The sequence below is a fragment of the Borreliella lanei genome, assembly GCF_014205895.1.
Lineage (GTDB): Bacteria > Spirochaetota > Spirochaetia > Borreliales > Borreliaceae > Borreliella > Borreliella lanei.
Genome location: NZ_JACHFC010000005.1, coordinates 20996 through 35638 on the forward strand (window position 1 = coordinate 20996; position 14643 = coordinate 35638).

The 14643-nt window shown below is 23.4% G+C and carries 12 protein-coding genes and 2 pseudogenes; 3 read left to right on the top strand and 11 right to left on the bottom strand.

What is annotated here, in order from left to right:
• Positions 1-1216: 1216 nt before the first annotated feature.
• Positions 1217-1804, top strand: coding sequence for a hypothetical protein (locus HNQ06_RS04650; RefSeq protein ID WP_246343369.1), 588 nt, complete (start codon positions 1217-1219; stop codon positions 1802-1804).
• A gap of 1164 nt (positions 1805-2968) precedes the next feature.
• On the top strand, positions 2969-3262 hold the full coding sequence (locus HNQ06_RS04655; RefSeq protein ID WP_184107776.1) for a DUF5425 family lipoprotein: 294 nt from the start codon (positions 2969-2971) through the stop codon (positions 3260-3262).
• 137 nt (positions 3263-3399) lie between these two features.
• Here the strand turns inward: HNQ06_RS04655 and HNQ06_RS04660 are convergent, their stop codons facing one another.
• The 3 genes from HNQ06_RS04660 to HNQ06_RS04670 all read right to left on the bottom strand — a co-directional run bounded on the left by HNQ06_RS04660 (position 3400) and on the right by HNQ06_RS04670 (position 6099).
• The gene (locus HNQ06_RS04660) at positions 3400-4515 is read right to left on the bottom strand and encodes a plasmid maintenance protein (protein ID WP_184107775.1); all 1116 of its coding nucleotides are present in this window, start codon (positions 4513-4515) and stop codon (positions 3400-3402) included.
• Positions 4516-4670: 155 nt separating this feature from the next.
• Positions 4671-4997 carry a hypothetical protein gene (locus HNQ06_RS04665; RefSeq protein ID WP_184107774.1) on the bottom strand — a complete coding sequence of 109 codons (327 nt, stop codon included), beginning with the start codon at positions 4995-4997 and terminating at the stop codon, positions 4671-4673.
• 148 nt (positions 4998-5145) lie between these two features.
• Positions 5146-6099 (bottom strand): hypothetical protein, encoded by a 954-nt coding sequence (locus tag HNQ06_RS04670; RefSeq protein WP_184107773.1) that lies wholly within the window; start codon positions 6097-6099, stop codon positions 5146-5148.
• A gap of 225 nt (positions 6100-6324) precedes the next feature.
• Between HNQ06_RS04670 and HNQ06_RS04675 the strand changes: the two genes are divergently transcribed.
• A complete protein-coding gene (locus HNQ06_RS04675) occupies positions 6325-6903 on the top strand; it encodes a hypothetical protein (RefSeq protein WP_184107772.1) in 579 nt (192 codons plus the stop codon).
• Positions 6904-7048: 145 nt separating this feature from the next.
• On the opposite strand, the gene HNQ06_RS04680 is transcribed toward HNQ06_RS04675, so the two are convergent.
• From HNQ06_RS04680 to HNQ06_RS04705, 8 genes and pseudogenes are all read right to left on the bottom strand, one after another.
• Positions 7049-7732: a hypothetical protein gene (locus tag HNQ06_RS04680; protein WP_184107771.1), complete on the bottom strand. Its 684-nt coding sequence runs from the start codon at positions 7730-7732 to the stop codon at positions 7049-7051.
• A 733-nt stretch (positions 7733-8465) separates the two neighbouring features.
• Positions 8466-8558 (bottom strand): annotated as a pseudogene (locus tag HNQ06_RS05865) (hypothetical protein); the annotation flags it as partial.
• Between the two features lie 333 nt (positions 8559-8891).
• On the bottom strand, positions 8892-9317 hold the full coding sequence (locus HNQ06_RS05840; RefSeq protein ID WP_343056769.1) for a CRASP family complement regulator-acquiring lipoprotein: 426 nt from the start codon (positions 9315-9317) through the stop codon (positions 8892-8894).
• A gap of 640 nt (positions 9318-9957) precedes the next feature.
• Positions 9958-10080: a hypothetical protein gene (locus tag HNQ06_RS05870; RefSeq protein WP_425486282.1), complete on the bottom strand. Its 123-nt coding sequence runs from the start codon at positions 10078-10080 to the stop codon at positions 9958-9960.
• Between the two features lie 332 nt (positions 10081-10412).
• Positions 10413-11294, bottom strand: coding sequence for a virulence associated lipoprotein (locus tag HNQ06_RS04690; protein ID WP_184107770.1), 882 nt, complete (start codon positions 11292-11294; stop codon positions 10413-10415).
• 706 nt (positions 11295-12000) lie between these two features.
• Positions 12001-12456 carry a virulence associated lipoprotein gene (locus HNQ06_RS04695; protein WP_184107769.1) on the bottom strand — a complete coding sequence of 152 codons (456 nt, stop codon included), beginning with the start codon at positions 12454-12456 and terminating at the stop codon, positions 12001-12003.
• A gap of 14 nt (positions 12457-12470) precedes the next feature.
• Positions 12471-13147, bottom strand: a pseudogene (locus HNQ06_RS04700) (plasmid maintenance protein); the annotation flags it as partial.
• Between the two features lie 942 nt (positions 13148-14089).
• Positions 14090-14422 (bottom strand): plasmid maintenance protein, encoded by a 333-nt coding sequence (locus HNQ06_RS04705; RefSeq protein ID WP_246343368.1) that lies wholly within the window; start codon positions 14420-14422, stop codon positions 14090-14092.
• Positions 14423-14643 lie beyond the last annotated feature (221 nt).

Genomic DNA, 14643 nt, shown 5'->3' on the forward strand with positions numbered 1-14643 from the left:
TTAATTATTTTATATCATATATTAATTATTTTATATCATATATTAATTATTTTATATCATATATTAATTATTTTATATCATATATTAATTATTTTATATCATATATTAATTATTTTAATCTCTACCCATGGAAGTTGCTTTTACAAAATTTTTTAATGAATTAGATCTGATATGGTTTTAAAAAACTAACAAACTACTATTTTATAAATCAAAGATTATAAAAAAAGCTTTTTGTCTCATTCTATGATAGCTTTTTAGGTTATTCCCTTTTATAAGAGCGCACAGTCTCTATCTCCCAAACAAGGACATGACCAATGGGCTCGCCTCCAGGCAATTCCTGCCTTAGTTTTTATCACTTAATTTTAGAGCTATATTTTTAATACCATAATTACTAAATAGTTTAATTGACAGAAAACATATACCCGATTTATGTAAAAAGGATCAATATCATTTTGATTTATACCATAATTGTCTTATAAGCTCATAACATCCTAAATCATTAATACTTTTCCCAAACATTCCTCTTTGCATAAAATTAATTGATTGCGCTCTCTACTATTATTATTTACCTAGATAAATAATAGAACTTTGCTTATTTTTTAATAACAATCTATCTTGCATCTTTAACATTATGCTACAAATCCTATACATCTAAATAATTTTAAAAGCATTTCTTTTGGTTGGCGTTAGAATATATTATGTATTTATAAATGCCAATCTTCTCTTTACCAAATAATGTTTATTTTATGTTCTTTATGGGGAAAAGAACTTTTAATAAATTAAGTTATGATAAAAATCAAATTCATTTATCGCTAGAATTTACTTATAATATTCAACCTTATGAATTAATCAACAATCTAAAAACGGCATCTTAAGCTATTGCCTTATCATTAAAACCTCTATCGATATCATCAAAAAGTATATTCGGAGCTAAATAAATATATTTTACAAACCCATCTCACTACCGAAATTTCAAAGGGATATAGGTGGACAATTATTTATTATTTTTTATTAAATTTATAAAAAGTCCTAAGAAATTTCTCTCTTAAGGACTTTTTATAAATGGTTAAAGGTTAAAGATAAGTTAAAATTTACAACAGTTTAGAAAAAAAACAAAATTAAAAATATTTTTTTATTTGTACTACGTATTAATTGATATATAATATCAATTAATACGTAGTACTATATTATAATAATATATTTTTAAAGGATAAAAATGCAAAAAGAAATAACAATAAACTATAATGAATATACAATTGGGGGCATAAAAGGAACTTTCTTTGGAAATTCCAAATATGAAGCTAATTATCGAGCAAAAATAAATGGTTTTATAATTGACTTTTTTAAAATTCCCATAAGTTTAAAGAAAAAGTATGAGCTTAATATTAAAGCCCTTAGTGATCCTAATTTTTCATCTACAAATATTGCAATGAATTGCATAAATACTTTTAAACTTATAGTTGATATTGTTAATATGCAAACCGGAGAAAATTATGATTACGACACATTTATTACAAAGACAGAAACAGAAAAAATGCTTAAATATGGAACAAAAATAATTGCCGCACTAGCAAGACACTTTGACGAACAAAACAGAACCAACTTTAATGAAAGCTATTATGAATGGGAAAAAGGCTGGATAGATAAAAAATGGATAAATCATGAACCAACTGTAGCAGAAATTAAAGAAATTCAAATAATGAATCAAAAATTAAATCCTTTAAAGCTCAAACATGAAAAAAAAACCCTTAATAAGGGTCAAATAAGGCTTTTAAAAGCCATCAATAAAATTGAAGGTCAATAGCAACAATATGCTAAACCAAACAAAATTAAAACGAAATAGTGGAGAAAAAGCCAAAATTTAGCATTTTACTTAAAAACGTTTAATTTTATTTATTATTATTAAATAATATTTACAAAATTAAAAAAATAAAATATTATATATGTAAGGTAGAAAACGATCTGCCAACAGTCCCCAACACCCCTATTAATCCTCTCCAAATAAGATTAGGGGTAGGGACTTATTTTTTTAAAAAATAAAAATTTAAATATTTAACGTCTAAACTAACAATTTTATCGCAAATAGAGAAAATGAAAACACCAAAAACATAAATTAACTAAAAATTTGTATTGTGAATGTAAAGTATAAAATTTTAATAGTGCTATAAAGATTCAACCTGCTATCTCTAAATTAAAGATTATAGAGACAAGACAGATCTTCGATTTATTTCATGTTAGCTTTTTACACTCTTTCTAGAAATAATCTTCATCAATACATTATTTACAAGCTTTACTTTATGTAGCTCCTGTATTAGTTTTTATTTCTTTATAAATAAGAATTAAAATTTTGATTTGAATTTGGATTTCTGTCATGCAGCATTGCAACTGCTACAAGCTACTATTATCGCTTGATTTTATAGTTGCATTTCTAATATCTAATTATTACATGGTTTGATTAATAAAAGAACATTTCCCTGTTTTATTTAAATAAAATCAACAACAATTTGATTTATATAATAATTATTTTTTAGCCCTATATCATCATAAATCATTAATACTTTTCTCTTGCTATACAAAAATCTTACACATCCAAATATTTTTGAAAAATTTCTTTTGGGTTTAGGATATCAATAATTAATTTTAAATTTTTATTTAAAAGAATGATAATAATTTAATGCATTATTTCGGGCTTATGAAACAATATTTTTGTACTTTTATCAGTTTATATTCCTTTATAAGAATATATATTTTTTTCAAATTTTGCTTTAAAAAATGGTTAATTTAGAATATAATTTCTATGACTAAAATGCTAAAAATAGATATAAATTTGGACTAATTTTATATTAGAAAAATTACTTATCCATATACTGCAATAATTTTTATCTTTGAATTTTGAAATATGTTTACCTTTGATTTGTAGTTTTTTTAAGGCAAATTTTGATTATTAAAATTAGGGAGAAAGAGATTTATGAATAAAAAAATTATTATTTTATTATTATCTATGATATTAACTTCCTTGTTGGTTTTGGGCTGTGATCTATCAACAAATAAAGATCGAAACAAAATAGATGGGGTTTCTAATTTTAAAAAGAAATATATGGATAATTTAGATTATCAATGTTTAAGTAAAAAAGAATCCGAGGTTAAAAATTCTCAAATTAAATTAGACGAAAATAATAATAAAAATCATTCTTATTATTCCAGATTGTCTAATGTTTCAGATTACTATGATAAAACTCATATATCTTGTAAAAGAAAATGATTAGTTTTTTTGGAAAATAGAGGAATTCTCTGCCTATAATCTAATTTTAAATTCTTTTAATTTGGTTATTAGATATTGATTTTTCATATTTTTAATAAAGAATCTTTTCAGAAGTTTTTATTATATGTAAATAGTAATTAATTTTGATTAATTACTATTTTACTGATTCTTTTAAAACCTTTGTTGTTAGAAAAAAGAATGTTTACTCTTTTTTTGTTGTTAGTGTTTTTTTTATTTTCTTTTTCGTAGCTGCTTTGACATTGTTCTTTTAAATTTTTATTTAAAAACGTTTTTTTAAATCTTTTTTCCCAAATTTCATTAAAGTCATTTGTTTTGTCAGTTTTTCCATTCATCATCCATATTTTTTTACTATATTTATCTTTAAATTCTTTTATAAAGTGATTTGAAATGTCCTCAATTTTATATTTTTCTTTGTATTTTTCTATTGCCAATTTTAAGTTTCTTAATGCATTTATATAGGTCTTTTCATTGTTGCTTATTTTGAGTATTTTTTCTATTTGCAATTTTTCTATTTTGTCAATTTTTACTAACCTATTTGCAATATATTCTTTGTAAGAAATTTTGTTTATTTTTACATTGTTTTTTTCTATAGAATTCTTTATCTTATTTATATCTTTTATACCTTTAGGTATAACATCTGCAATTGATTCATCTGCAATTGAGCTTTTAGATTTTATATTTTTTATATTATTATTGTTTATAGTAGTATTGTTAATTTCTTTAGAAAAATCAGATACTATTTTTTTGTCTTTTAAATATTCTTTTATTTCTTTATTAATTGCTTCCTGAATAATTGTAAAACGGTGCTTCCAAAGACTTTTGTTTTGTATATAAAATGCAAAGCTTCCATTATCTTTGCCTAAATGTTTTAGTTTAGTTGTTATTAAGAGTATTTGATTTAAAAATGATATATCATATTCTAAGGTCCTGATTGATATTTTTTTATTATCTTTTGCAAGACATTTATTAACTATATTGTATATTTCTATTGTGGAATATGTTTTAAGTTTGTTAGACTTATAGTATTGTTTGTTTTTAAGTTCAATTGCCCAGCATACCTTGAGTATTCGTTGGTATATGGCCTTTTTTTTAGTTAAATATGATTTTAGTCTTGAGTATTTTAACTCTATTAAATTGGAGTTTGCGTTTTTTTGAGTATACTTTATAATTTCTTCTAATGTTATAAGATTATTAAAATTTGTATTGACATTATTTTTTATTTTTATTATCATTATCTTATCCTGGCTTCTGAAGTTAAATTTGTTGTGGTTTCAGAAGCTTTTTCAATTATTTGGCTTGCATTCTAAATTCTTACTGTATTACAAACGAAATAATTAGCTTTTTTCTATATTTTATAGCAATGTTTTTAAAATGTCAATATTATAGATTATAAAATATGACCCATCTTTTTTGAAACAATTTGTATTTCATGTTTTGTAGATTTTCGGCTCATTATTTTTTTTGCTTGCTCAATTCTTAATTGAATTGTTTCTTTCATACTATTTGTTATGGGCTTAGGTCTTCTAAAGTCTATTAGAAAATATGTGCAAAAATCTTCTAAAAGATAAGGACGCTTGTCTACATGGATTGCGCATTTTAAAATTTTTGATTTTTTAGATATAGTATTTTTGCTAATTGAAAGATTATAAGAATCTTCTAATATATTTTGGAATTCTTTTAAAGAATAAAGTCTTACACCATTAATACTTAACATAAATACCTCATAATTTCATTTTATTATATATTGTGTATTAGTTTCAAGGATATTAGGTTATATGTTGAATGCCTTGTTAGAGTGTTTGTTAGGAGCTAGTAGATTATGTAGCTCGGGCAGGCTGCAGCAATTTGTCTTTCTAAAAAAATTACAATAATGTGATATTTTTAAGAAATGGGGTTGTGCTTGAGGCTTGGTTTAAGTATTTTTTTTCAATTTTATCCTCTAATAGGGTGATGTCAAGTCTAATGCAGCTATTTTCTTGTATAATATTGATGTCATTTAATATAAAGTCTAAGTTATTTAAGTTTAAATTTTTAGTCAAAAAATTTGTTCTTTCTAAGAAGATTAGCCTTATTTTCCCCCCCAATCCATTTTCATTTTCAACAAAAGATCTTAACGTTTTTAGAATTTTTTGTTTATTGTTGATAGTTTTTATTTGATTTGAATTTGTTAAGATTAGTTCTTCGTAGATTTTTGTGCTCAGGTTTAGCAACATTCTATTCGTTGTTTTAATGCTTACATTTAAATTTTCATTAGTTTTTATGTCGGCGGTATTAATAGTTTTGATATTTGAATAGCTGATTTTTGTTAAAAACGGAAGTTCAATGGTCTTGTCGATGCCTTTTAATAGTAAATTAACTTTTTGGTTATTTGCCTTGTTTTCAAAAAGGTAAGTATTGTTATTTTTTATAATAGGAATAAAAGCATTTTCTATATTTTCTTTTCTATAAATAGAACCAAGTATTTTAAGTTTGATTAGATAAATTTCATCTTTATTGTTAGCTTTTAAATCAATTGTGTAAACGTTGACTACCATCATGTCGTAAACTATTTTGAGTTTTTCTTCACTTACATAGTTAATATAAAATTCAAGTTTTCCCTTTAGAATGTCTTTTGGCAATTTAGAAAATTCACTTGACCTTAATTCTAAACTAATAATTCCGCCTTTAAATGTTTTAAGCGCTATATTCTCTTTTAAGTTTATTTGAATGGTTTTTTCAAAATTAAGTTCGAATTTAAAAGCTATTGGGTTAATAATGAAGATTTTTTTGTTTTTTACAAAGTAAGTATTAATAATTGACCTTGGGTCAGTATACACGATTTCTCCTATAGATGCACTTTGAAATTTATATAAATTGGGATTAGTTATAGCCTAATCTTTTAAATTGGTTTTTGTTAGAACAACACCTAATAATAATAGTTTTTTAATTTTAATTCAAGCTGTAAAATTAGAATGTTTTTATTTGAATTGATTATATTATTTAATTTTCTGATTTTTGAGAAATTTTTTTAAAATAAATATAAGATAAATTAAGAGGTTTTAATGAATTCAAAAATTAGTTTAAAATATTTTATTTTGGTGTTTTTTTTAGTTTCTTGTCAAACTTATCAAATAGCTTATGATAGGTTTTCTCAAGTATTAGATTCACAATATGATATTGGGGTAAATTATTCTAGAGATGGAATATTTAAATCTGTAATTTCTATTAAATATGATAAATTGAAAAATATAAGAGAATATTTTATTTTGGTTAGAGTTGAATCTAGAAATTCTAGTCAAATAAGGCCTGAAAAGATAATCACAGATACTAGATTTGAGTCTAAAGGAGAGTTAGTTTCAGAGGATAGCAAACGTGTTGTTTATTATAAAGATTTTTATGATTCATATTTTCCTTATGATTATACAACAGTGATTACTGAAAAAAATATTAAGGTAGAAATTTATAAATTTGTTATTTCAGAAAGCGAATTTATAAGATTTGTTGCTTTGAGGAATGATAATATAGCAGCATTTAGGATTTATGCTTTCAGAAATGATGTTATTGTAAGTTTTAATAAGATTCCTTTTAAAAAGTTTTTGGACGATTTTAATTCAAAAGTTAAATTACTTGGTGGCAGCTGACTTAAATTTAAATAATTTTTAAGACCAAGTTAAATAATTATTTGCTAAAAAGGATATAGATTAAGGGTGTTTATTATAAACAAGTTTTTTGATATTAGTTTATTATAATATCGACTTTAAAATGTTTTTAATATCATCTGTTGTGTTAATCTTTTGAAAAATTAATGAATTCTAGTATGGCTTTTTCATTTCTGAGCAAGAATAGCCCTTCTCTTATTCCATTATGGAATTCTTCAAAGGAGATTAGGATTGTTTTTAAATTTTTATCTTTATCATCTATATTGTCATAATAAAATATAAAGTAAGGCCTTCCAGTATTATCTTTAAAGCCAAGAAAATTTACAAATATTGCTTTTTCTTGAAAATCTGTTTTTAAATTGTATGAGTGACCATTTTTGTATAAAAAAATTCCATTTCCTTCAAGATTTTTGATTTCTAAATTATTAATTGTATTTTTAATTTTAGTAAAACTCTCAATTGCTTGTAAAATATATTTTATTGATGAAAATTTAGTATAGTATATGCGGTTATTGATTTGAAATTCTAAAAAGATTCCGCATTCATTCCCAGCTCTAATTACATCTTGCTCATTTTTAATAGAAGTTGCAATTTTTTTGTCAATAACAAGATTGATTTTGAATGTAGAAATATGGTTTAAGGTTTTTACATTGTCAATTGCTAAATTTTCTGCTAGATAGACTTTATAATTAATAAATATCCCTTTTAGATTTTTAATTTTATCTTGTTTGAATTCATAGTTTGTGCTTTGAGCATATATTGCCAAATTTTTAATCAAAAATATTAAGAATATAAAAGTTTTATTTTTCATTATACAACTTATTATATGATAACAGTCTTGAATAAATTTAGTAAACCGTTTTTATCTATTAAGTCTTAAATTTATAAAAATTTTAGCTATAAAAGTATCTGCTGTTTCTAAATCAGGGATTATAAAAGCAGCTTCTTGTTTTATTCTGGATATCTATACAAAGACAACAATTTTAAAGATTTATAAGAAAAAACATTTTGTTTATTATATAAGCGTTACTTAAACCCTTATTTTGGCTTCGAATAATATTTGATTTTCTCTGCAAAAATCTAATTTTTAAAAAAAAATTTTAAAATACATGGTAATACTCAATTATTGAACTAATAATTGAGTATTAAATATTCTCCTTTTTTAAAATTAAAAGAATTTATTATCAATATTTACTTCATACCATACATTCTTTTAAATGAACCTCTTATCTTTAAGGGGTTTTCTTTTTATATAGAGTAAATCAAAAATCAATTAAACTCTTTAACTTAAAGCTCTTACTAAGCAAATATATAAACTTTTTTGACTTATCCTAATTGATAACTTTAACAAAGAATTGTCCATCTATAATTTTTATGAAATTTAGATTGAAATGAATTTGTTAATAAATAGATTTTACTTTGGTTCTAGTATACTTTTTGATGATACCAATAATTCCTTAGTAGAGATAAATAACTTCTAGAGATCAAAATAAGGGGTTAGCAATGCTTATATAATAAGTAAAATATTTTTTTCTTATAAAACTTTAAGACACTGTTTTTAGGTTATTTATGAATCTAGAAGGTTGAATATTGAGAGCAAATTCTAATAATAAATGAATTTGATCATTATCATAATTGAATTTATTAAGAGTTCTTTTCTATAAAGAACGCTAAACATTGAGATATTATAAAATATGAGTAGGCATTATTGAAGATTTTATTTTTGGCTTAAAAGCTATTGTTTTTTTACCAGATGAGTTTTTATAGATGTCATAAAAATAGAATATTTAAAGCCAATAAATCAATTTTACAAACTTATCTTCACCTAAAATCTTTACCCAAAGTTATATAAATTATAGGTTAAAAATTCTTTGCAATCTTTGGTTTAAGCCTATTCTTTATTAAAGATAGGTTTAAACCTTGCAATTATTTTAATACATAATTAAATGTTATTTATAATTGAAAATATGTCATTTTTTAGCTTCTCTGTTTTTTCTTTTTTCTATTATTTGATTGTAAAGTGTGTCTGTACGAGATTTAAGCTTATTATTATCTGTTCTTATATGATTTTTGTCATTTTGATAATCTAATAAAAGTTGGTGCAGCATTTTTGAAACAGCTGTTGTTGTTGTGGATAATAATTTTTCAAACGAATCTTTAAGCTTTTTTAGATTTGAAATCTCTAGTTTTTCTAGATTGTCTTTTTTGGAATATAAGGGAATAATCAAGTTTGCAAGAGTGTATTCAGGCGCCTCAAGAGCGTTAAAAATGCTCTGCATTTGTCCTGATAACATTACAATTTCTGAAAATTTCTTTAATTGATTATCATCAATAGCATTTAAAATGCTATAAGTGTTTTTTCTATATCTTTTTGCTCTCTCGGTATCAGCGGCCACCTTTTCACCTGATGATGATGCTCACATCCCCAAGGTTTTAAAAACTTCTATTTCATATTGTTCTTTGGGAGGCCCTTCTTTTAGCTTTTTCCCCATATTTTTCGTTATTTGCGTGTGCTTTGCCTATTAAATTTCTTAAATCATTAAGCAGTGTGTTTTTAGGACTTGTACGATGGTTTTCTTTTTGATTTGAACCTTCTTTTTAAGTTAGATTTGCTTATAGATTGGGCTCTAATCTTTTTTTATTGGATTTTAGTCCTTTTTTACTGGATTGACACTTTATATCTTTTTGCCTAGTGTTAAAATCTGTATTGCAAGCTAAAAAAAGAAAAACAAATAAGATTACAATGATTTTATGTTTCATAAATATTTTTCTTACTTGAAATCTAAAATCTGAAATTAAATATAATCCAGTATTAAATATAATATTATATTAATTAAATATAAAATATTGAAATTATCATAATAATGTTTTTCTTTTGAGAAGTTTTATAGTATTTTAAGCTTTTTAAGAATTATTTTGATTGCTTTTTATTAAATTAGTTAATAATAGGTTTGTTTTGACTCTGAATATACTTTTTGATCATATCAAAAGAACTTCCTTCAATAGAGATATAATTTCCAGGTCAAAAATAAGGTTTCAAGCAATACTTATCCAAATAAGTAGGATATTTTTTATTACAAGCCTTGAAGATACTATTTTTAGATTATTGATGAATTTAGAAGCTTGAATATTGGAGGTAAATTTTAGTAATAAATGAATATATCCTTATCGCAATTGAAATTCATTAAGGGTTCTTTTTCATAAAAAATATATATATATTAAATATTATTTGGCAAAAAGAAGATGAAACCTATTGAAAATTTATTTTTGGTCTAAAATTTATTGTTTTTTACCAGATGAGTTTTTATAGATGTCATAAAAAAGAATATTTAAAGCCAATAAATTGATTTTACAAACTTATGCCCACTTAAATTTTTATGTAAATTATAGGTGAAAAATTCTTTTTAATTTTTAGCTAAAACGTTAAGCCTCCCTTTTATTAAAGGTGGGCTTTTGGATTATTGTAACAATATTTAAACATAACTTAAAGGTTATTTATATATTGAAAATATTTCTCTTTGTAGTTCGTATGCTTCTTTCTCTTTTATTAGCATTTGATTATAAATTCTTTTTACATGAGAGCTAAGCCTATTTATATCTGTGTTTATGCTGTTTTTATTATTTTGATAATCTAATAAAAGTTGGTGCATAATTTCTGAGACCGTTGTTTTTAAAGATAAGAATTTTTCAAACAAATTTTTAAGCTTATCTAAATTTGGAATTCCTAGCTCTTCTAGAGTTTCTTTTTTGGAATATAAGCTAACAATTACCTCTTCAAAAATATCTCCAAGGCTGTTAAGGGCGCTAAATACCCCTAGCATTTGGGATGATGTTGTTAGCATTTTTGAAAAGTTCTTTAATTTATTATCATCAATAGCTAGAGTACTATAAATATTTTTTCTATATCTTTTAGATATCCGGTTATCGTCGGATGCCTTTATATTTACTTCTTTGGACCCTGACCAAAAAATGAGTTTAAAAGCTTCCAATAATCCATATTGATTTTTAGGTTCTTCTTCCAACTTTTTTTTATATTTTTCGCTATCTGCATGAGCTTGTTCTATTAAATTTCTTAAATTATCAGGCATTGTGGTTTCTGTTTTTTTATTAGTGATTTCTTCTTTATTAGAGTTTAATTCTTTATTAGAGCTTGCTTCTTTATTAGAGTTTAATTCTTTATTAGAGTTTAATTCTTTATTAGAGTTTAATTCTTTATTAGAGCTTGCTTCTTTATTAGAGCTTAATCTTTTTTTATTTTTTAGTCCTTGTTTTCTAGATTGATACCCCATGTCTTTTTGATTGGTGTTAAAATCTGGATTACAAGCATTTAGAAATAGAAAAACAAACAAGCTGGCAATGATGTTATATTTCATAAACATTCTCCTTAATTAAAATCTGATATTAAATATAATTCAATATTAGTATAATACAATATTAATATTAAATTATAATCAATATTAATATAGATATATTATTAATATAATCATAATAATATTTTCATTGCAAGAAGTTTTGTGGTATTTGAGCTTTTTAAGAATTATTTTGATTAATTTTTGTAAAATTTTTTAATAAATAGATTTATTTTGGCTCCGAATATACTTTTTGATTGTCTAAATATAGGCTTCTCCAGTGGAGGAGGAGGGCATAATAACTTCATTTTTAGATTATTGATGAATTTAGAGAGTTTGAATGTTGGGAGTAAATTCTGGTAATAAATGAATCTGATCCTTATCATAATTGAATTCATCAAAGGTTCTTTTATATAAAAAAATTGTTATGCAATTTTAATTTTTGTTTGTAACCGCCAATTATTAAAAATAAAATTATCAAGGGTAATTAATTTTGCATTAATTACCCTCAAATATACTTCTTTTAAAGAATATATCATTAGTAATATTAATCTATTGATGCTGCTATTATTAAATTAAAGATCTACAGAAACAGCAGTTTGCTTGTTATTATAATTAAAGTTTATGTAAATTATAGTTTAAAAATTCTTTTTAATCTTTAGTAAAACGTAAAGCCTATCTTTAATAAAAGATAGGCTTTTGTATTATTATGACAATTTCGACACACAACTTAAAAGTTATTATATATTGAATATATATCATTTTTTAGCTTTTCTGCTTCTTTGCTTTTTTCTGTGATTTTATTGTAAATATCTTCTACATGAGATTTAAGCTCATTTTCGTCCGTTTTTATACTATTTTCATCATTTTGATAGTCTAATAAGAGTTGATGCATCATTTCTGAGACTGTTGTTTTTATAGATAAAAATTTTTCCAAAGAATCTTTAAGTTTTTTTAAATGTGAAGTCATTAGTTCTTCTAGATTGTCTTTTTTGGGATACAAGAAAGCAATTACATCTTCAAAAGCACCCCCAAGTGAGTTAAAGATGTTAAATATACCTTGTAGTTGACCTGATGACTCTATAATTTTTGAAAAGTTCTTTAATTCATTATCATTAATGGTATTTGTTAAAATACTATAAGTTCGTTTTCTATAGCTTTTAGATCTTTTAGTGTTTTCGGCCACCTATTCTCCTTGCTTAAAATTTTTCTTAATTTATCTTGTTTTTCTTTAAAGTAGGATTTATTTGCCCGCATATTAAACCTTTTTATTAGTTCAATTTCAATTCTTTTTATAATTTTAATTACTTCAATTTTTTCTTTTTTGTTAATATCTAAATTTAAAATAGAAAGAGAATTTTTAGATTTAAGTTTACTTTTATTGTAGTATTTTTTTACTTGATATTTTTCTATTTGGTTAACTTTTCTTTCTTCTTTTATATTATTATTACACTTGCACAATTGTACACTACCCATTTTTGTATCAGGCTTATTGTTAAAATAGTTGTTAACTCTTTTTTTAAATCTTGCATTTTTTTTCTTTAAAGTATTTGTTTATTTTATGGCAACATTCATTTTTTTGATAATTAAGTTTATAATAAATTTCCGTCCCACAATTTACTCCCATATGTTGATAGTAGTTTATTGTGACTTTTATTTCTTTGTTTAATTTGTAAAGATATTTTTGAATAGTTCTTAGCGTAGAGGTAGCTTGACCATTTTTTTAGATTTTCATTAAAGTAATATAATATGTTTTTTTGGGTATATTTTTGATTTTTGTTGTTTAAATAGTATAGTGTTGAGATAAGAACTATCAATTTATATTGAACTTTATTGTGGCCATTTAAGGGTGTTTTATTATTTAAGGTATTTATCACTTAGAACTCCTTTTTCTCTAAAAGATTTTTCGCATTTATTAATATAAATCAATTTGCTTTAAAAGTAAATACCTTTATAAGAATATTTGCTTTTAAGTTTTTAGTGGCCAGAATTTCGAAAATTTTAATTATTTATTAAACTATATATAGATTTTAATTTGAATTTAGTGTATCATATTATATGATTAGGAACTCTAATCTTTAAAGTGATTTCGCAAAAGTAAGGGCTTAAAGCAAATTCTTTAAAAGAATATACTTTAAGCCCTTATTACTTTTATGTAATACTAATTTCCCTAATTTGCGTTTTATTTTGTTTAGGGCATTATATTATTAATTTTTAATCATAAACCGGGGATCAGTTTTGTAATTTTATATATTTTTTAGTTTTAATTGTTTTTTATTAGACCTTTAATACTCTAAAGCTTTAGGCTGTTTAGTAAGAATAATTCTGGATTATATTAGCTTATATAGTAGGATGAGAATTGTAAATTTGAATGCGACATTCTTTTATAGGGTAAATAAGTGTATAATAGCCCCTAAAACTTTCATTTTCTTTATTTGTGGGAAATTTGATGATGACTTTTATATTATTTTCTAATATTTCAAGATATTTTTGCAGGGTTTTATAATCCTGCACGTTGATTAGTTTTGGCTAGAGCAATATTAAAATTAACTTTTATTAAGGAATGAGTATAAGTTTGATTCGTACTATGGTATGCTTCTTCATTCATGCGATTTAGCGTTTCTACAAGAATTATTAACTTATTATTTTTCAATCTAATTTGTTGTTTTAGTCTTTCGGCTTTTGTATTGTTAATTACTCCATTAATAATGAATTAGCCCCTTATTATATTAAATTTATAATTATAAATATAGCACAGCATTTTTTGAAATTTTTTTAGCGTAAAGTATTTTATAAAGGAGAATACGGTTTTAAATATATTATTTGGGAGATAAAGTATTTGTTTTATGAATAATCCTTTCTAAGGTGTAATTAAGTTTATAATAAATTATAGATTTAAGATTTTTCATAAAATAGAATTTGACTATGACGTTTATTTCTTTTTCTAATTTGTTTAGGTATTTTTGCATTGTTGGTAGATCACTAGGAGTTTGATTTTGGTTCTTAAGATTTTCGTTGTAAACTTTGAGTAGAATTTTTTGAGAATAATTTTCTAATATTAGATTGACTTCATGTATCGTTAGGATTAGAATAAATAATCTGTATCCCTGATCTGTTAATTGTGATTGTTGTTTCTTTAGATTTTCATACATAAGATAAGTATATAAAGAATTTTTTGAGAATGAAGAATAAATTGATAAATTCGTAACAGATTTTAAAATTGCTAAGTAATAATTACCCCCAAATTATATAATTTGTTTTTTAAGTTTAAAGTTTGCGTTTTCGAGGTTAGAGTTTTGAGTCAATATGCGTTATACCAATTAAAAATTATATATATAATTTTTAATTGGTATAACGCATATTGACTCAAAAC